The sequence below is a fragment of the Sphingomonas sp. TF3 genome, assembly GCF_003985085.1.
Taxonomy (GTDB): Bacteria; Pseudomonadota; Alphaproteobacteria; order Sphingomonadales; family Sphingomonadaceae; genus Sphingomonas.
Genome location: NZ_RWKS01000030.1, coordinates 1 through 17,492 on the forward strand (window position 1 = coordinate 1; position 17,492 = coordinate 17,492).

Sequence of the window (17,492 nt, forward strand, 5' to 3'; positions counted from 1 at the left end):
CCAGCAGGATCATGACGACCGTCAACGCGCTACCCCATCCCTCTCGGATCGCTTCCCTTCGGTCCGCTCCGATGATGGCTTAGAACGCGATGGTGCTGGAAACCACCCGAAACATCGCGGAGGCGACAGGATCGACAGGGATGGCCAATGGCGACGGGGATCGCTTAGGTAGCGGCGACGGTAAGATCCTGCATTGAAAGGGACAACGGGTTGACGAGAGGAACGACACGCCGCGCGGTTCTGGCGGGCATGGCCGCGATCGGCGCGCATTCGGTGGCGGCACAGGGCCGACGGAGCTTGCACGAACCGGACCTCGGCCAACATGTCCTGATCGTCGACCCAGGAATGCCAGGTGCGCAACGCCAGATCGACACCTGGTTTGCGGAGCAGGAACGCGCGCATTTCACCGATCGCCGCTACGCCATCCTGCTCAAGCCTGGCACGCATAACCTCGACCTCAATGTCGGTTTCTTCACCCAGGTTGCAGGCCTGGGCCTCCATCCCGACGACGTGATCGTCAGCGGCCATGTTCATGCCGAAGCCGATTGGGCAAAGGGCATGGCGCTGGTGAATTTCTGGCGGTCGGTCGAGAATATGGCGGTCCGGCCGCCGGATCGCGCCGATCGTTGGGCCGTGTCGCAGGCCGCACCCTATCGGCGCATGCATCTCGCTGGCGATCTCGCGCTTGACGATGGCGGCTGGTCGAGCGGCGGTTTCATGGCCGATTGCCATGTCGAGGGCGTTGTCCGCTCGGGCACGCAGCAACAATGGTTTACCCGCAGCTCGCAGCTTGGCGGCTGGCAGGGAGCCAATTGGAACATGATGTTCATGGGGGTCACCGGAGCCCCGCCAAGCAGCTTTCCCGAGCCGCCTTATACCACTCTGCCGAGCGTGCCCGTTCTTCGCGAGAAGCCGTTTCTCCATGTACGGCCGGATGGCGGCTGGGCGGTGTTCGTTCCGGCGCTTCGTCGGGACGCGACGGGGGTTTCGTGGCGAGGCCGACCGGCGGGCCGCAGCGTACCGCTGGGGGACTTCCTGATCGCGGATCCGACAACGCCGATCGAGGCGATCAACCGCGCGCTCGCCGGCGGCGGCCACCTGTTGCTCACGCCGGGGGTATACCGGCTACGCGAGCCGATCCGCGTGCCCCGGGCCGACACCGTCGTGCTGGGGCTGGGGCTGGCAACGCTGCTGAGCGAAGCGGGCAATGCGGCGATGCTGATCGCCGACGTGCCCGGCGTGTCCGTTGCCGGCCTGCTGATCGACGCCGGGCCGCAACTATCGCCGGTTCTCATGGAAGTGGGGCCGAAGGGCGCAAATCGCGATCATCGGGCCAATCCCACGCTGCTGGCAGATGTGTTTTTCCGCGTCGGCGGGGCGGCAGTCGGCAATGTCGGGACGTGTCTCGAGATCAATAGCGGGCACGTCATCTGCGATCACCTGTGGATCTGGCGCGCCGATCATGGTGACAGCGATAGCGGCCAGGTCCACACCGGCTGGACCGAAAGCCGGGGTGATCATGGCCTCGTCGTCAACGGCGATGAGGTGACCTGCTACGGCCTGTTCGTCGAACATTTCCAGGGCTGGCAGACCGTGTGGAACGGCGAGAACGGGCGGACCTTCTTCTACCAGAACGAGCTGCCCTACGATCCGCCGAGCCAGAGTGCGTGGCGCGGGGATTCCAACCGCGGCTGGGCGGCGTACAAGGTTGCGGATCATGTCCGCCGCCACGAAGCCGTTGGAATGGGTGTCTATGCGAACTTCACGGCGGATCCGTCGATCGTACTGGCCAGTGCGATCGAAGTGCCCGGCACGGCGGGCGTTCGCATCAGCAACGTCACGACGATCTCGCTCGGCGGTGGCAAGGGCACGATCGCCCACCCGGTCAATGCTGCGGGCGCGGCCGCGCGCCCTGGAAGCATTCGGCAGACGTTGCGCCGATATCCCGGATGATTGCGGCAAGCATCCGGTTGGTCACGCAATTGCGGCGGCGCAAGACCAGCTTCGCCAACACAAAGGCGCTGACCACGCCAAGCGAGAAGCCGACACGCGACCCGTATCGTCATCCCAATCATTGCTCCGCAGCCGCTCGACGGCCGAGGCGGGTCGATGACATGAACGATATCGACGCGCCCATCAAAATGCGCGGTTACGAACCGCGTCAACCGCCGCGCGGCGGCGGCCTCGTCCTCGACCAGCAACAGTTTCATGGCGAAGCCGCCATCACGATCGTGGTGCGCCACCTGCTCCCACCCATCGGTCCGGTCGTCACTGTCGTCCTGCCACCGAACGCTTCGCTGATGCGGGCGCGGATATAGGCAAGGCCGGTACCCGATCCGATCGCGCCGCCTCCCGATTCCCGGCTCGGCGGGGTCACCATATCGAGGACGCGAAGGCGTCGGTCTGTACGGAGGATCGTCAGGACAAAGGCGTCACCGGTCGCCTAACGGCCGTGGACGAGCGCCTTCTCGACCAACGTCAGCAAGATGCCCGGCGGCACGTCAACACCCGTCGCCTGCTCTACCTCGACGCACCGATTGCACGATGGCTCCCTTACTATCGCGCGGATACAGGGGCGCGGCTGACGTTACGCCGATTGTTGTCCAACAGCAGCGGCTTGCCGAAAATGTTCCTTCCGGCGGCGGCAATAGATCCGACGCTGCGCACGCGGGACGTTCCGACTGCGGAGGCTGTAAAGCGGTTCGCCAGCGGTGACCTTTATTTCGAGCCGGATGCGAAATTCGACTATGTTCTCGAGAGCTGGATTATCGTCGACGCGGTCATCGAAGTGGTGACCGGGCAGCCGTTCCATAAGGCGATGCACGCCCTCACGCTCGACCCGCCCGGCTTGCGCAACACTGGTGCCGCTGCTGCCATGTCGCGGGCGAGAAAACGGTGCCGTCCTATCGCACCGTCGCGCTGCTCGAGCGCCGACCGTTCCAGCGACAGCCCTTTCTGGCCGCCGCCGGTGGCTTTTTCAGCGATGCGCACGATCTGCTTCGCGCCGTCCACCGGGTGTACGACAGGGGGTTCCTGTCGCGCCAATCGCTGCGGGCTCCTGAAACTGTCCGGGGACGGCGCAGTGTCGCGCGCCTTCCCGCTACAGGTTTTTCCCGACACCCTGAAAGGAAAAACCCCGGCGACCCTGCTGGATCGCCGGGGTTTTCGTTGGACCGTCCCGCGCGTACGCAAGAGATCCCGGTCGGCCCCGACACCTGTATAGGGGGTCGGGTGCCAGGGCCGGTCCGTCTTAGCCGAGCAGCTTCAGCACGCCCTGCTGCGACTGGTTCGCCTGAGCGAGCAGCGCGGTCGAGGCCTGGCTGAGGATCTGCGCCTTGGCGAGGCTGGTCGTCTCGGTCGAGAAGTCGACGTCCTCGATGCGGCTGCGGGCGTCGGTCAGATTGGCGACGTTGGTCGTCAGGTTGTTGACCACCGAGCTGAGGCGGCTTTGGCCCGCACCCAGCGTTGCCCGCGTCGTGTTGACAGCCGCGAGCGCGGTATCGAGCGCGCCAAGCGCGGTGGTTGCACCGGCTGCGGTCGAAATGTCCGAACCCGTCACGCCGGACAGATCCAGTCCGCCAACAGCGAGCGAAACCGTGTCGGTTGCCGACGAACCCGTCTGGATCTTCACGGTCGCGGCCGTGGTGCCGAGCAGCGACACGCCGTTGAAATTGGTCTTGCTCTGAATGTCGCTCAGCTGACCGGTCAGCTGCGTGACTTCCGCCTGCAGGTTGGTACGGTCGCCCGCTGCATAGGTGCCCGATGCCGACTGAACGGCAAGCTCACGAACGCGCTGCAGGATGTTGGTGACTTCGCCGAGCGCGCCGTCCGCCGTCTGCGACAGCGCGATGCCGTCATTGGCGTTGCGGATCGCCTGGTTCTGGCCCTTGATCTGCGAGGTCAGCGAGGAGGCGATGGCGAGGCCGGCCGCGTCGTCCTTGGCCGAGTTGATGCGCTTGCCGGTCGACAGACGCTCGATGCTGGTTGCCAGCGCAGCGCTGGCGGTGTTCGACGCATTGGTCGCGCGCAGCGCGGCGACGTTGGTTCCGATAACAGTCATGATGTGTCTCCATCGTGGTTCGGCAATCCCGCCGCCCCCTATCGGAGAGCCGAGCCGCCATCACAGGTAACGACCGACCGCGCCCGTGATTAAGCACTTTTGCAAACCACGCTATTTTATCCCCACCGACACCCCTGCGCACAATGTTGCGGCGACGACCGGTTGCCGCCGGAAAAATATTGCCGCTTTGCAACGTCCTTAACGGGTCGTTTACCACGGGTAGGGCATTCCTCCGCTCGACCAGGGGGAATTTCATGCGATCCATCGTCCCATCCGCCGCGATACTCCGCCAGCATTATGCGCTGGTTTCGACCTTGCGTACGCAAGGCTTCGCAATCGGCAGCTTCGAAGACGGCAAGCTACGCAGCGCGGACCTCTATCTCGTGGCCGAGGGCGAGACTCCGCCCGCCGCGGCGCGCACCGTCGTGATCGGCACGGAAGGGCGCTACATTGTACCCTCGCGTGACGGCCAGCCCGCCCGCATCGCCTTTTCGGGTGCCGATGCGGCGGTGGGCGCGGGCTTCGTCCGCGCACTGCTCGCCGAACCTGAAATGCCGACCGCCGCCGATCCCGAGAGCCTGGCGCTCCACACGCTTGCCGATCGCGTTGCTGCGGCCGACATCACCGTTCTCATCAACGGCCCGACCGGCACCGGCAAGGAAGTACTGGCGCGCTCGATCCACTTGAAATCGGCGCGCGCCAACGGGCCGTTCGTCGCGATCAACTGCGCTGCCCTGCCCGAGACGATGCTGGAGGCATTGCTGTTCGGCCACCAGAAGGGCGCGTTTACGGGCGCGTCGTCGGGCGGGGAAGGTTTTTTCCGCGCGGCCAATGGCGGCACGCTGCTGCTCGACGAAATCGCCGAACTGCCGCTGCAACTGCAGGCCAAGCTGCTGCGCGCGCTGCAGGAGCGCGAGATCGTCCCGATCGGCGCAACCACGCCGCAGGCGATCGACGTGCGCGTCATCGCTTGCGCCAATCGCGATCTGCAGGATGAAGTCGCGGCTGGGCGTTTCCGCGCCGATCTTTATTACCGCCTCTCGGTCTTCCCGCTCACCACCAAGCCGCTGGCCGATCGCCCGCAGGATGTGCCGGCACTCGCCGCAACGCTGATCCTGCGCCACGCCGGCAATCGCATGACGATCCCGTGGCCCGACCAGTCGGCGATCCAGTTGCTGATGCGCCACGATTGGCCGGGCAATGTCCGTGAGCTGGAAAACGTCGTACAGCGCGCGTTGCTGTTCGCCGGTGGCGACACGATTTCGGCCGAACACATCGTGTTTGATCGCCCCGCTGCGCGCGCCGCCAACGACCAGCCGGGGCAGCCCGCGACGCTTGGCAACATCGTCCAGATGCACGAATTCCAGGCGATCCGCGAAACGCTCGCGGCGTGCAACGGCAGCCGCACCGAAACCGCCAAGCGGCTTGGCATCTCGGAGCGTACGCTGCGCTACCGCCTCGCCAAGGCGCGCGAACAGGGCGATGACATCGTGCCCGCCACCAACCGGACGGCCTGGGCATGAGCATCGACGGCATTGGCGGTGGCGGCGCGATGGGCGTCGACCGGGTGATGGCGCTGCGCGCGCAGATCCTCGAACGCAACCAGGCGCTGGCCCGGGCTGGCACCACATCGGGAGCCGCCCCGGCGGCTGCGGCCAAGCCCGCGAGCTTCGCCGCGACCATGGAAGACGCGCTGAAGAGCGTGAACCAGGGCCAGGTTGAGGCCGGCAAACTGTCCGAAGCCTATGAACGCGGTGAGACGATCGACATCGCCAAGGTGATGATGGCGCGTCAGCAAGCCTCGGTCGGTTTCGAAGCAACGCTGCAAGTCCGCAACAAACTGTTGTCCGCATACAAGGACATTATGAGCATGCCGGTCTAAGATAGATGAGCAACGCCCTCACCCCCGCCCCGCAGTCCGGTGTCGCCGCCCTGGTGCCCGAACGCTTCGCCAACCCCTTGCAGCAGATCCAGGGTCTGCTCGCGCAACCGGCGGTCCGGCGCAGCTTGCCGATGGTACTGCTGGTCGGCTTGATCGCCGCCGCCGCGCTCGCCTGGATGATGCTCGCCACGCCGACGCAAAAGACGCTGTTCTCCGGCCTTGCCGATAGCGACAAGGCGTCGGTGACGGCGGCCTTGCAACAGGCCAACATCACGTCGCGGATCGACCCCGGCACCGGCGCGCTGACGGTCGCCGAAGACGATTATTCGCGCGCTCGCATTCTGCTTGCAGGGCAAGGCCTGCCCAAGGCTGCGCCCGGCGGATATCAGATCCTCGACAATCTTCCGATGGGCGTGTCGCGCGCCGTCGAAGGCGAACGTCTGCGCCAGGCACGCGAGACCGAACTCGCACGGTCGATCCAGGAGATCGATGCCGTTGCCGAAGCGCGCGTCCACCTCGCCACGCCCGAACAATCGGTGTTCGTGCGCGACAATGCCGCGCCGTCCGCCTCGGTGATCGTCAAGCTACAACCGGGCCGTTCGCTCGGCGACGCGCAAGTGTCCTCGATCGTCAACCTCGTCGCCTCCTCGGTGCCAGGCATGAAGCCCGAAGGCGTCACCATCGTCGACCAGATGGGCGGATTGCTCACCAAGGGTGCCAACCAAAGCCAGCTCGGCATAGCCAGCGACGAACGCATCGCCTTCCAGCGGCGCGTCGAGGAAAAGTACCGCGCCCAGGTCGTGCAATTGCTCACCCCGCTGATCGGCGCGGGCAATTTCACCGCCGAAATTCAGGCCGATGTCGACCTGAACGAAACCCAGGCGACGCGCGAAAGCTATGACAAGCAAGGCGCGCTGCGCGTCGAGCAGGGCCAGTGGACCGGCAACGGCAAGGACGCGCAAGCCCCCGGCGGCATTCCGGGCGCGCTGTCCAACACGCCGCCGCCCGCATCGACCCTGTCCGCCCCGCAACCCGCCGCAACACCGACCCCGGCACCGCCCGCAGGCTCGGGTGTCTCGACTCCCGGTGCCGCTGCACCGGTGGTGGCCGCCGCTGCCGGCGCGGTCAGCGATGCAATGAAGGCGAGCGACCAATATTCGCGCGCTTATGATCTCGGCAAGGAAGTGTCGGTCAGCCGCACCGCGCCCGGCACGATCACGCGGCTGTCGGTCGCCGTGCTGCTGCGCGACCCCGAAACCGGCAAGCCGCGCGGCACCATGGAGATCCAGCAAGTCACCCAGCTCGTCCAGACGGCGGTGGGCTTCAACCCCAGCCGCGGCGACCGCGTCACCGTGATCAGTCGCAAATTCGCTGGCGGAACCGCGCTGGACGACAAGCAGCCCTGGTATGAAGCAGGCTGGCTGCCGGTGGTCGCGCGCAATGCAACCGCACTGGTGATCGCGTTGCTGGTTTTGTTCCTCGGCGTCCGCCCGCTCGCCAAGAGCTTGATGAAGAAGGACCCCGAACCGGTCGCGCCGCAGGATCGCCCGGCGCTGGGTCGCGATCTGCTGAGTGAAGCGCAGGGTGGCGGACAAGCTCCGCCGCCGCCAACCGACCAGCCCGTCAGCATCGACGCGCTGGAAAGTGCCCGCAACTATGACGATCGCATCGGCATGGTGCGCGGCTTCACCCGCGACAATCCGGCGCGCGCCGCGCTCGCCGTTCGGGACATGATCAAGTCATGAACGCTCCCATGCGCACCTTTACCGGCGTCGAACGGGCCGCCGTGTTGATGATGCTGGTCGGCGAGGAAGAAGCCGCTGCGATCCTGCAAAAGCTCGACCCCGAAGAAGTGCGCCAGCTTGGCAAGGCGATGTTTGCGGTCGCTGATGTCAGCGAGGTCGAGGTCGAATATGCGCTCGACGATTTCGTCGGCAAGGCACGCGAGCGCACCGCGATCGGCTTCGACCCGCGTCCGCGGATCGAAGCGGTGATGACGCGCGCATTGGGGCAGGAAAAGGCCGATAGCGTGCTCGCACGGATCGTCCCCGCTGAAGATGCGTGCCAGCTCGATTTGCTCGACTGGCTCGACGCCAGCGAAATCGCCGCGATGATCGAGAAGGAACATCCGCAAATCGCCGCCGTGCTGATCGCCAATCTCGAACCCAGCGTCGGCGCGCAAGTGCTCGAACTGATGCCCGATGCGGCGCAGCCCGATATCCTGCACCGGCTGGCGCGGCTGGGGCCGATCACGCCCGAAGCGGTCGAAACGCTGCGTACGATGCTCGCCAACCGCGCAGGTGCTGCACAGGCATCGGCCGGGGTGACGCTTGGCGGCACGCGCGATGCCGCCAAGATCCTGTCGAGCGGCCGCAAGGCGACCGAGCTGCGCGTCATGCCGAAATTGTTCAAGATCGACCGCGACGTCGCCAAGGCGATCGAGGAAGCGATGTTCGTGTTCGAAAATCTGCTCGAACTCGACGACAAGAATCTGGGTACGCTCATCCGCAACATCGACAGCGACATTCTGACGCGCGCGCTCAAGGGCGTGGACGAGAGCATTCGCGGGCGCTTCCTGGGTTGCATGTCGAGCCGCGCCGCCGACGGCATTCGCGACGAGATGGAAGCACGCGGACCGATGAAGCTCTCAGAAGTGCTCGACGCGCAAAAGGTGATCATCCAGATCGCACGCAACCTCGCCAAGGACGGCACCATCCAGATGGGCGCGGGTGAAGACGATTATGTCTGAATTCACCGCCGGATTTTCCGCGCGCAGCCGGGGCGTGGCGGAAGCGCTGCAGGCCGCCTTCGCGCCGCGGGTCGCGGGCTTCGCCGCCGCCGATTTGCGCGAGCGGGCCGAGCGCGGGCCGGTCTCTTTCTCCCCCCACGACAGCGACGGCGAACGCCCGCGGCATTTCTCGCCCGCCGCCCCCGGCACCAATCCCACCGCAGGCTGGGATCCGTTCGATGCCAACCCGGCCCCGCCGGCACAGCCCTTTGTCGATCCAGTCGCGGTGGCGCATGAAGCGGGCTATGCGATCGGCTATGTCGAAGGCGGCGATGCCGCGCGCGCCGAAATGACGGCGCTGGCGGAACGCGACCGCGTCCTGCTCGAATCGCTCACCCAGGCGCTGCAATCGAACGACCGGATCGACCGCGAAGCGGTTGCGCGGCGCTTGCGCGAAACCGTGCTGTTCCTGGTCACGCGGCTGGTCGGCGAAGCCGGCATTTCGTCCGACCGGCTGGCCCAGCGGATCGAAGCCGCCGCCGACCTGCTCACCGATGCCACCGAATCGGCGATGCTGCGCGTCCACCCCGACGATGTCGCCTTGCTCGAGGGCAAATTGCCCCGCCAGATCTTCGCGGTCGGCGATGCGAGCGTGGCGCGGGGATCGTTCGTGCTCGAAAGCGCGTCGACCATCGTCGAGGATGGGCCGGACTTGTGGCTCGAACAATTGGCGCAAGCGATCGACCATGTCGCGGTGCCGGGGGCATGACCGACCCGCGCGCCGTTCGCCCTGAGCCTGTCGAAGGGCCATCGTTTGTCGCACCGCCGCTTGTGGGGCGAGAGGTGCTTCGACAGGCTCAGCACGAACGGAACACCAAGAGCATGCCATGCTGAACCGCTTCACCGGCGACTATCTCGACGCGCTCGGCCTGCCCGATTTCGCACCGCGACCCAAGGTATCCGGGCGGTTGGCATCGTTCGACGGATTGCTGATGGAGGCCGTTGGCCTGACGCTGCCGGTCGGCACGGTGTGCCAGGTCGGCGATCGTCAAGCGGGCGTCGAAGCCGAAGTGATCGGCTTCCGCAATGGCCGCACCTTGTTGATGAACCTCGGCGGCCCTGCGGCGCTGCTCCCGCAAGCGCCGGTACGCCCGCTCGGACCTCCGGGCGAGGCTGAGGTCGGGGCGGCGCTGCTCGGTCGCGTGGTCGATGGCGCGGGCAAGCCGATCGACGGGCTGGGGCCGATCCGCGGTGCGGGGCGCTGGCCGCTTGCGGGCAAATTGCAATCGCCGCTCGACCGGGGTCGCGTGCTGCACCCGCTTGATGTCGGCGTGCGCGCGATCAATGGTTTGCTCACCGTTGGCCAGGGGCAGCGCATCGGCATCATGGCCGGTTCGGGCGTCGGCAAATCGGTGCTGCTCGGCATGATCGTGCGCGCGGCAGAGGCCGATGTCATCGTCATCGGCCTGATCGGCGAACGCAGCCGCGAAGTCGCCGACTTCCTCGAAACCAAGGTGGCAGGCGAAGCGCGCAAGCGTGCCGTCGTCATCGCCGTGCCCGCCAACCATTCGCCAGTGCTGCGCATCCGTGGCGCACTCCGCACCCATGCCATTGCCGAAGCCTTTCGTGCCGAGGGCAAGAAGGTGCTGCTGATCATGGATTCGCTCACCCGCGTCGCGCATGCCGGGCGCGAAATCGGCCTCGCGCTGGGCGAACCCGCCAGCGCGCGCGGCTATCCGCCCTCGGCGATCGCGATGCTGCCCAATCTGATCGAACGGGCGGGCACCGACGTTTCCTCGGGCGGATCGATCACCGCCATCTATACCGTGCTCGCCGATGGCGATGACGGCAACGATCCCGTGGTCGACAGCGCCCGCTCGATCCTCGATGGGCATATCGTGCTCAACCGCGCGCTGGCCGAACGCGGCGTTTATCCCGCGATCGACATCGGCCCCTCGGTCAGCCGCGTGATGAACGACATTGTCGATAAGCCGCACCAGATGGCCGCGCGCGTGCTGCGCCGCCACCTCGCCACCTATGAGGAAAATCGCGATCTGGTGCTGATGGGGGCGTATCGCTCGGGTGCCGATCCGGCGATCGACGCCGCCATCGCCTGCCATCCGGCGGTGCTCGAATATATCAAGCAGGACCCCGACGAGATGGTCTCGCTGCCCGACGCCGCCGCCGAGCTGATCGGCGTGTTCGGCGATGGCTAAGCCCTCCAAGCTCGACCGCATTCTGCGGGTGCGCACGCTCCAGCTTGGGCTGGTCCAGGCCGAGGAGGCACGCGCGCACGATCGCGCCGCCAGCGAACAAATGCTCAGGTCGCGCATTGCGCAGCTCACCGCGAACGTCTCACCCACACCGGCGGCGGAACCCGTCGCTGGCTTTTCGCTGGTCGCTGCAGCGCATTTTCGCGAGCGGCTCCACCAATCGGCCGAAGCAGCCGAAGGCCGCTTGCGCGCGGCCCAGGCAACCGCTGCGCGCGCCAGCGAAGCGACGCGTGAGGCCCGCCGCGACCAAAGCGCGATCGAGAAATTGATCGCCCGCGCCGACGCCGAGGCCGTGGTCAAGGCGATCCGCGCGATGGAAGCCGCACCGCCAACGCGCAAAATTCGGCACGATCCTTGCTGAAGCTCTGACGACGTCGATCGGGAGTTGCGATCGATCCCCGTTGGAGCCTGCATGATCGATCCGTTGCCCCTATCGTCTGCGCCATCCGCACTTGCCCCAGGCCACGGACAAGCCCCCGGCCACGGGGGCTCCACGCCCGGTGGTTTCGAGAAAGCGCTCGGCGCGATCCTCGAGGCACGCGATGCCACGACTACGGTGCCCGGAAGCACCTCGACGATCCTGACGCGGCAAGCGGCTGCCGTAGACGGCAAAGGATTGCCCCAGCCCCTCCTGGCCACGGTCGGCGCGTCCGAAACCGACAGGCCGAGCGCCGTTCGGAATTGGGCTCCTTCACGAACCGATCCGACGGTTTCGGGAGCCGCATCGGCCGTCCAGATCAAAGCCGCTCTGCCCGCTCGACTCCCAGCCGCAGTCCCGAAGGCCATGTCCGCGCAAAACGCGGCGTTGCAAACGACGTACGATGGCAGCCGGCTCGAATCCGCTGTGATCGATGCTGAAGGAACGTCCCTTGCCGCCGGGCCGTCTACGACGGTACCAGTCGCTTCCGCGAAGATCGCCGCACCTATGCCAGCCGTCGTGCTTGTGGCGGCGCAGGGTGGGACAGATAGCGGCGCGCCCGCTTCGCGGGTGCCCGCGGTTGCGCCAAACACCACGCTTGTCGCCATCGTAAACGATGGCGCATCGCATCGCCCGACGGCCACCGCCAAAGATCCGCTCCCTCCGTCGACGACGCGCTGGCGGGACAAAGGGCAAGGCCTGCTGACCGGCGCTTCCGCAGCAGCAGTGGCCTCCGCAAACGTGACCGCCTCAGCAACGGCGGCACCGCTTCCCGCGATCGACCGGTCGAGCCACAAGCGGCCTGCCGCCGTACAAAGCGGGGCGGCTCCGCTTGCGCCTCTCGCCGCATCGATCGAGCCAGTCGTCCCGGCCGTGGTCGTAGCGGACGCGACGCCCGCGCCGACCGTCTTGGCCGAGAAGCCGCAGGCACTGTCGCAGGACAATAGCCCCCTGCCGGTGCCCTCACAAAGCGGGGCGGCTCCGCTTGCGCCCCTCGCCGCATCGATCGAGCCAATCGTCCCGGTGGTGGTCGTAAGGGACGCGACACCCGCACCGACCGTCTTGGCCGAGAAGCCGCAGCCATTGTCGCCGGACACCGGGACTTCCACGGCCGGAGCCGCAAAACCATCGATATCCCTTTCCGCCCCGCCTCGGGCGACCGGAGCACGCGTCCAAACCCTGAGCGCTTTTCTGGAAGCGCGCGACGCGACGGCGACATCGCGGGCACGCCCGGCGACGGCGCGCGCGCAGCCAGCGCACGCAGACAACAGCTTGCCCCAGGCCGTTCGCGTCGACGCAAACGATGCGACGATAGCGCTTGTCCCAAATCCGGGGTCGCCGCTGGTCGCGCCCGCTATCGCGTTTGCACCGGCGACCGGTAACGACGCTGAACTCGATTCAGGTCTGCAGAGCGTGGCAACCGTGGCCTCGCCCGCCGCGGCTCAGCGCGCGATATCGGTGACGAGCCTCAGGTCCGCACCCTCGCCAATTGTCACGACCGCAATATCGTCGCTGGCAACGCCCACCCGCCCGTCGACGCTGCCATCGACCGGGGCCCAAGCGCCCGTCACCTCAGATATCGCAAACGCCGCAGACGCGGATGCCACCATAGTCGGCCATACGGTATCGCCACCTGCCGTCCATTCGGCCGCGATCGTTCAGACCATCCCCGCCGCCGGGAGCGAGCTCGTCGCTGCGGCACCGTCAAACGCGCCAGCAAGGGTCGACACCCCGCCCGTTTCGATCACACTGCCAAATTCCGATCGCGTCGACGCGATCCGCCAGCCTGAGCCGTCTCGGCCCGAGCTCATAACCACGGCCCAACCGCTCCCCATCGTTTCAACGGCAACCGCACCCGTGGCAACGCCGCTGCCGGGCGACGCAGGGCCCTTGGTGCCTGCCGCTGTTTCCGCACCTGCGGCACCCCTCCCGATCGTTGCCGCGTCGAGCGCGATCACGCCGCCAGCGGTGCCGCAATCACCCCCGCGGGTTGATCGTTCGGATCCGCCGATCCGGGTCGCCCGGCGCGACGCCGCAGTGCCAGCCATCACCGTCAGCACGACGCCGCAACCCGCCGGTCAAGTCTTCGCGGCGGCAATCGCGGCGGCGACGTCCTGGCGCGACAAGCCCGCAGCCCGCAATGAGGGCGACACTGCCACACTCTCAGTCGCCCTCAGCCCGGCATCGACGGTCGATTTGCGGGGTCCGGCAAGCGTGTCGGCAACCGGCAAAACCGACGCCACGCCCCTCGACCTGAGGCAGGATCAGGGCTTGCAGCACATGATCGATCGCATCGAAACGCTCCGCGACGATGCCAATGCGCATGACACGCGCATAAAGCTTACCCCCGACGCACTGGGAAGCGTTGACGTTGCGGTGCGCCAGGATGGCGACCGCGTCCATGTTCGCTTCACCGCCCAGCATGAAGCCACCCGCGCGCTGATCGCCGAGGCGCAGCCGCGCTTGACCGAACTGGCCTCCGCGCGCGGCGTTCGCATCGGCGATACCAGCGTGACCACCGATAGCGCGGGCGGCGGCAACGGTGCCGCCCCGCAGCCGCGCCCAACGCCGCAACCTTCGCGAACGCCGCCCCGCGCGCGCTCCGACGCCACTGACGATCCCGTCGACCACCGCCTAGCTTGAAGATGAAGGACAGTACCCATGAGTGACGCCCCCAAGGAAACGCCCAAGAAGAAGGGTGGCATGATGAAGATCCTGCTGCTCATCGTCGGCGGGCTGGTGCTCATCGGCGGCAGCGTCGGCGGCGCGGTGTTCGCCATGCATGCCGGGCTGCTTGGCGGCAGCAAGGCCGCACCCGAGCCAACCGGCCCGCGGCTGGTCCCCAAGGCCGAGCAGAAGCGCGTCGGCACCGGTGAGGGTGCCGAGGGAGCCAAAGGCGGCACCAAGCCACCGATCGGCGTTGGCGGCGACAAATATGCCTCGAATTACTACGCCATGGACAAGGAGTTCACCTCCAACCTGCAGGACAGCGTTCATTTCGTGCAGGTCGGGGTCGCCGTCTCCACGCCCTATGACGATTCGGTGATCGAGAACATCAAGACCAACGAAATCGCGGTGCGATCGGCCATCCTGATGGCACTCGGCGACACCACCGAGGAGCAGGTCTTCACCAGCGATGGCAAGAAGGTTTTGCAGCGTCGCATCGCCAAAGCGATCAACGATACGCTCAAGGAAAAAGAAGGCTTTGGAGGCGTCGGTAACGTTTACTTTACCAATTTCGTTGTTCAGTGAGGCATGGTTAACGAAGGCCTTCACAGCGCGAGCGACAGGCGGGAGCGGCCCCGGCGGACAGCAGAGCATGTCACGCTGGGGACGGCCAACCTCAACCCGTTCGGCGACCTGCATACGGTGCAGCATTTGTCCGCGCGGCTCGCGCGCGGCGTGCGCGCGGTGTTCGAGCCGTTGCTGCGCCGCGAGTGCCGCACCTGGGCCGAGCCGCTGGTGGTGCAGCGCCTGGCCGATTACCGGGTCGAACGCCCCGACGGGCTGACCGCATGGCTGCCAATGGCGATGACGGCGGCGGGGACTCCCGCAGCCGGACAAGCGCTGGCGGTGCTCGACGGGCGTTTCGTGATGGAATTGCTCGATCTGTTTTTTGGCGGCACCGGAGCGGCACCCGCCACCTTGCCCGCCGAATTCACCCCCGCCGCCGAGGCGATGATCGCCCAGCTCGGCCGGATGCTGGCCGAGCCGATGCGCGCGGCATGGGAGCCGCTCGCACGGATCGAGTTCACGCCCGGGCGGGTCGAGGCGAATCCGGCGCTGATTACCGATCTCGACGCCGATGACGCCGTCGTCATCACGCGCTTCGGCATCGCCTCCGGGACCGCCAAGCCCGTGTTCCTCGACCTGCTCTATCCCGTCACCGCGTTGAAGCCACACGGCCCGTCCCTGACCGGCAAGGTGCATGGCAAGACCGCCGAGCCTGACCCGGCCTGGCGCACCGGCCTCACCCGCGCGGTGATGGACGTGCGCTTCCCGATCCGATCCGTACTGGCGGAGCCGATGGTGTCACTGAGCTTGCTGATGGAGCTGAAGGCAGGCGACGTGATCCCGATTTCGGTCGGTGGCGACGTGCCGGTGATGGTCGGCCGCGATCGGCTCGGCGCGGGGACTGTCGGTACGTCTAACGGCAAGGCCGCGATCAAGCTCACGCATATTTCCTACGACCTAGACCGTGCTTTCGGGGGTGAATTGCAATGACCGACTTGAGTGGCGGATTCCCCGTCGATGCCAGCCTGGCCGCCAATTTCCGGCTGCTGCAGGACGTCGATGTCAAGCTGACGGTCGAGATCGGCTCGACCTCGCTCACGTTGCGCGAATTGCTCGCGCTTGGCGAAAGCAGCGTGATCGAGCTCGACCGACAGGCCAATGAACTGCTCGATGTGCTGGTCAACGGCACGCTGATCGGGCGCGGCGAAGTGGTGATGGTCGGCGACAGCTTCGGCGTGCGCATGACCGAGTTGGTCAGCCCCGAGAAGCGGGCCTGATCGCCATGATGTGGTCCTATATCCTCAAGCTCGTCGTGCTGCTGCCGCTGGTGTGCGGCCTGATGATCGGGTGCCTTTACGCTTGGCGTCGGCTGGAGTCGCGGCTGCCGGGTCAGCCCGCCAATCGGCTACTCAAGGTCACCGAAACCATGATGATCTCGCCCAGCGTCCGGCTGGCGGTGATCGATTTCGAGGGACGCAAGCTGCTCGTCTCGGTCAGCCGCACCGGCGTCGCGTTGGTCGATCGCGGTGGAGACGCACGATGAGCGTCAAGGTCATTCGCAAAGGCTCGGGCCCAGCGCTGATCAAGCCATCGGTGGCGCGCGTGCTGCCATGGGGCAAGCTGGCGCTGATGCTGCTCGGCGTGGTTTTCGCGATCCTGGTTGCGCACCCGGCCTTCGCCCAAGCCGCCCCGATCGCCGCGCCAACCCCCGGAGCCGGCGACGCCGCCGATCGCGCATTGAAGGATCTTGGCGGTGGCAATGCGCCGATGGCGCTGAGCTTGCAGATCCTGATCGTGATGGGGCTGCTGACGATCCTGCCCGGCATCCTGCTGATGATGACCAGCTTCACGCGCATCATCATCGTGCTGGCGATCGTGCGGCAGGCGATGGGCCTGCAACAAACCCCGCCCAACCAGGTGCTGATCGGGCTGTCGCTGTTCCTGTCCTTCTTCGTGATGGCGCCGACGATCACCCAGATCAACGCGACCGCGATCCAGCCTTATGCAGAGAGCAAGATCGGCGCGACCGACATGATAAAGGCCGCCGCGATCCCGCTGCACACCTTCATGACCAAGCAGACCCGCAAGAAGGACATCACCATGTTCGCCGGCATCGCCAAAAGCGGGCCGTACAAGCAGGCGAACGACATTCCCTTTTCGGTGCTGCTGCCCGCCTTTGTCACCAGCGAGTTGAAGACCGCGTTCCAGATCGGTTTTCTGGTGTTCCTGCCCTTCATCGTGATCGATCTGGTGGTCGCGACCGTGCTGATGTCGCTCGGCATGATGATGCTGTCGCCGACAATCATCTCGATGCCGTTCAAGCTGCTGCTGTTCGTGCTGGTCGATGGCTGGGCGTTGACCATGGGCAGCCTCGCCAATTCGTTCGTGAATTGACGCGATGCGCAGCACACAACCGTTCGGGCTGAGCTTGTCGAAGCCTGCACGCAGCACCTGCCGTGGTCGCCGTGGCGCGCTGCCCTTCGACGGGCTCAGGGCGAACGGAAAGGAGCGTTTCTGATGGACGCGGAATATTTCCTGACCGTCGCCAATCAGACGATGTGGGTGCTGGCGCTCGCCGCCGCGCCGATCCTGATCCCGGCGCTCCTCGCCGGGCTGATCACCGGCATGATCCAGGCGGCGACCTCGATCAACGAACAGACTTTGTCGTTCGTGCCCAAATTGATCGTGGTGGGTGTCTCGATCCTGGTGTTCGGCAGCTTGATCCTGGGGCTGCTCACCGATTTCACGATCGGCATTTTCGAACGGATCCCGGATCTGGTGCGATGAGCGCAGGCCTAGCCCTTTCTTCCGCCCTCCCGCTTGCGGGAGGGGCTGGGGGAGGGCTGTTCCCCTATCGCGCGCAATGCTCACGCCACGCCCCTCCCCTAACCCCTTCC

The 17,492-nt window shown here is 66.3% G+C and carries 20 protein-coding genes; 17 read left to right on the forward strand and 3 right to left on the reverse strand.

What is annotated here, in order from left to right; translation table 11 throughout:
• The first annotated feature begins 210 nt into the window (after positions 1-210).
• From EJC47_RS18460 to EJC47_RS18470, 3 genes are all read left to right on the forward strand, one after another.
• Positions 211-1,953 carry an adenylyl cyclase gene (locus EJC47_RS18460; protein WP_249340862.1) on the forward strand — a complete coding sequence of 581 codons (1,743 nt, stop codon included), beginning with the start codon at positions 211-213 and terminating at the stop codon, positions 1,951-1,953.
• 161 nt (positions 1,954-2,114) lie between these two features.
• Positions 2,115-2,318: a hypothetical protein gene (locus EJC47_RS18465; RefSeq protein ID WP_126849243.1), complete on the forward strand. Its 204-nt coding sequence runs from the start codon at positions 2,115-2,117 to the stop codon at positions 2,316-2,318.
• A gap of 134 nt (positions 2,319-2,452) precedes the next feature.
• The gene (locus tag EJC47_RS18470) at positions 2,453-3,223 is read left to right on the forward strand and encodes a serine hydrolase (protein ID WP_185867724.1); all 771 of its coding nucleotides are present in this window, start codon (positions 2,453-2,455) and stop codon (positions 3,221-3,223) included.
• 27 nt (positions 3,224-3,250) lie between these two features.
• On the opposite strand, the gene EJC47_RS18475 is transcribed toward EJC47_RS18470, so the two are convergent.
• The gene (locus tag EJC47_RS18475; protein ID WP_010405376.1) at positions 3,251-4,060 is read right to left on the reverse strand and encodes a flagellin N-terminal helical domain-containing protein; all 810 of its coding nucleotides are present in this window, start codon (positions 4,058-4,060) and stop codon (positions 3,251-3,253) included.
• A gap of 254 nt (positions 4,061-4,314) precedes the next feature.
• On the opposite strand from EJC47_RS18475, the gene EJC47_RS18480 reads away from it, so the two are divergent.
• The 7 genes from EJC47_RS18480 to EJC47_RS18510 all read left to right on the forward strand — a co-directional run bounded on the left by EJC47_RS18480 (position 4,315) and on the right by EJC47_RS18510 (position 11,304).
• On the forward strand, positions 4,315-5,583 hold the full coding sequence (locus EJC47_RS18480; protein WP_126849245.1) for a sigma-54 interaction domain-containing protein: 1,269 nt from the start codon (positions 4,315-4,317) through the stop codon (positions 5,581-5,583).
• On the forward strand, positions 5,580-5,942 hold the full coding sequence (gene fliE / locus EJC47_RS18485) for a flagellar hook-basal body complex protein FliE (protein ID WP_010405378.1): 363 nt from the start codon (positions 5,580-5,582) through the stop codon (positions 5,940-5,942). The genes EJC47_RS18480 and fliE overlap by 4 nt, the downstream gene beginning before the upstream one ends.
• Before the next feature lie 5 nt (positions 5,943-5,947).
• Positions 5,948-7,687, forward strand: a complete 1,740-nt coding sequence (fliF, locus tag EJC47_RS18490) for a flagellar basal-body MS-ring/collar protein FliF (RefSeq protein ID WP_126849246.1) — start codon at positions 5,948-5,950, stop codon at positions 7,685-7,687.
• On the forward strand, positions 7,684-8,691 hold the full coding sequence (gene fliG / locus EJC47_RS18495) for a flagellar motor switch protein FliG (protein WP_010405381.1): 1,008 nt from the start codon (positions 7,684-7,686) through the stop codon (positions 8,689-8,691). The genes fliF and fliG overlap by 4 nt, the downstream gene beginning before the upstream one ends.
• Positions 8,684-9,439 (forward strand): FliH/SctL family protein, encoded by a 756-nt coding sequence (locus tag EJC47_RS18500; RefSeq protein WP_126849247.1) that lies wholly within the window; start codon positions 8,684-8,686, stop codon positions 9,437-9,439. The genes fliG and EJC47_RS18500 overlap by 8 nt, the downstream gene beginning before the upstream one ends.
• Before the next feature lie 118 nt (positions 9,440-9,557).
• The gene (locus tag EJC47_RS18505; protein WP_126849248.1) at positions 9,558-10,886 is read left to right on the forward strand and encodes a FliI/YscN family ATPase; all 1,329 of its coding nucleotides are present in this window, start codon (positions 9,558-9,560) and stop codon (positions 10,884-10,886) included.
• Positions 10,879-11,304: a hypothetical protein gene (locus tag EJC47_RS18510; RefSeq protein WP_126849249.1), complete on the forward strand. Its 426-nt coding sequence runs from the start codon at positions 10,879-10,881 to the stop codon at positions 11,302-11,304. The genes EJC47_RS18505 and EJC47_RS18510 overlap by 8 nt, the downstream gene beginning before the upstream one ends.
• A 1,499-nt stretch (positions 11,305-12,803) precedes the next feature.
• On the opposite strand, the gene EJC47_RS21445 is transcribed toward EJC47_RS18510, so the two are convergent.
• Positions 12,804-12,932 (reverse strand): hypothetical protein, encoded by a 129-nt coding sequence (locus tag EJC47_RS21445; protein WP_260591661.1) that lies wholly within the window; start codon positions 12,930-12,932, stop codon positions 12,804-12,806.
• Between the two features lie 87 nt (positions 12,933-13,019).
• Entirely contained in the window at positions 13,020-13,172 is a 153-nt protein-coding gene (locus tag EJC47_RS21100) for a hypothetical protein (RefSeq protein ID WP_171010539.1), read from the reverse strand.
• A gap of 46 nt (positions 13,173-13,218) precedes the next feature.
• Between EJC47_RS21100 and EJC47_RS21105 the strand changes: the two genes are divergently transcribed.
• From EJC47_RS21105 to fliQ, 7 genes are all read left to right on the forward strand, one after another.
• Positions 13,219-14,004, forward strand: a complete 786-nt coding sequence (locus EJC47_RS21105; protein WP_185867725.1) for a flagellar hook-length control protein FliK — start codon at positions 13,219-13,221, stop codon at positions 14,002-14,004.
• An 18-nt stretch (positions 14,005-14,022) separates the two neighbouring features.
• On the forward strand, positions 14,023-14,613 hold the full coding sequence (locus EJC47_RS18520; RefSeq protein ID WP_126849251.1) for a flagellar basal body-associated FliL family protein: 591 nt from the start codon (positions 14,023-14,025) through the stop codon (positions 14,611-14,613).
• Between the two features lie 3 nt (positions 14,614-14,616).
• Entirely contained in the window at positions 14,617-15,585 is a 969-nt protein-coding gene (locus tag EJC47_RS18525) for a flagellar motor switch protein FliM (RefSeq protein WP_010405390.1), read from the forward strand.
• Complete coding sequence (fliN, locus tag EJC47_RS18530; RefSeq protein WP_010405391.1) at positions 15,582-15,872, forward strand: flagellar motor switch protein FliN; 291 nt, start codon at positions 15,582-15,584, stop codon at positions 15,870-15,872. Before EJC47_RS18525 ends, fliN begins: the two co-directional genes overlap by 4 nt.
• A 5-nt stretch (positions 15,873-15,877) precedes the next feature.
• Positions 15,878-16,138: a flagellar biosynthetic protein FliO gene (locus tag EJC47_RS18535; protein WP_010405393.1), complete on the forward strand. Its 261-nt coding sequence runs from the start codon at positions 15,878-15,880 to the stop codon at positions 16,136-16,138.
• Complete coding sequence (gene fliP / locus EJC47_RS18540; protein WP_126849252.1) at positions 16,135-16,989, forward strand: flagellar type III secretion system pore protein FliP; 855 nt, start codon at positions 16,135-16,137, stop codon at positions 16,987-16,989. The genes EJC47_RS18535 and fliP overlap by 4 nt, the downstream gene beginning before the upstream one ends.
• 123 nt (positions 16,990-17,112) lie before the next feature.
• Positions 17,113-17,382 (forward strand): flagellar biosynthesis protein FliQ, encoded by a 270-nt coding sequence (gene fliQ, locus EJC47_RS18545; protein WP_010405396.1) that lies wholly within the window; start codon positions 17,113-17,115, stop codon positions 17,380-17,382.
• Positions 17,383-17,492: the final 110 nt, after the last annotated feature.